Genomic DNA, 816 nt, shown 5'->3' on the forward strand with positions numbered 1-816 from the left:
ACGCCGGTCTGGCTCGCCGCGGGGCTGAGAGGGGGAGACGCGCTGCTGCTCTGCGCCGTCTGGGTTTTTTGAGGCTTTCGCCTGTTTACGGGCCGGGCCAACTGGCCTCTGGTGATCCTCGTGGGCTTTCTGGGCTCGACCTTCCCCTTCATCCTGATCAGCTGGGGGCTGCAACATGTGACCTCCGGCTTTGCCGGGGTCAGCATGTCGGCGATCCCGCTCATGGTGCTGCCCCTGGCGCATTTTTTCGCCGCTGAACCGCTGACCCTGCGCCGCTTTTCCGGCGTGGTCATCGGCTTTCTCGGTGTCATGCTGCTGATCGGTGGCGATGCCTTTGACCATCTCGGCACCGGCATGGAATGGGCCGGCCGCCTCGCCTGCCTTGCTGCCGCCGCCTGCTACGCGGTCTCCTCGATCTCGGTGCGCAACCTGCCGGACGTCGATTCCCTGGGGCTGGCAGCGGTGCTGATGCTGATCGGATCGCTCGGCATCCTGCCCGCCGCCTGGCTCGCCGAAGGCCCGCCGCCCGCGATCTCGAATGAGACCTGGATGTGGCTGGCGATCCTCGGGCTGATCCCCACCGCCGGGGCCAATCTCCTGCGGGTGCTGGTGATCCGGGGCGCCGGTCCCACCTTCATGAGCCTGACCAACTATCTGGTGCCGCTCTGCGCCGTGCTTTTTGGCACGCTGCTGCTCCATGAACCCGTGCCAGGCACGCTGATCTGGGCGCTGGCGCTGATCCTGATCGGCGTCGCCCTCAGCCAATACGGCGCGCTGATGCGCCTATTTGGACGCAGCTGACAACAAACCCCGACC

The 816-nt window shown here is 66.4% G+C and carries 1 protein-coding gene; it reads left to right on the forward strand.

Annotated features, from left to right (window positions below; all coding sequences use genetic code 11):
• Window positions 1-108 precede the first annotated feature (108 nt).
• Window positions 109-801, forward strand: a complete 693-nt coding sequence (locus tag HCZ87_RS20770) for a DMT family transporter (protein ID WP_368484160.1) — start codon at window positions 109-111, stop codon at window positions 799-801.
• The last annotated feature ends 15 nt before the right edge of the window (window positions 802-816 follow it).

Origin of the sequence: Phaeobacter sp. HF9A, from assembly GCF_011806385.1 — a bacterium.
Classification (GTDB): domain Bacteria; phylum Pseudomonadota; class Alphaproteobacteria; order Rhodobacterales; family Rhodobacteraceae; genus Epibacterium.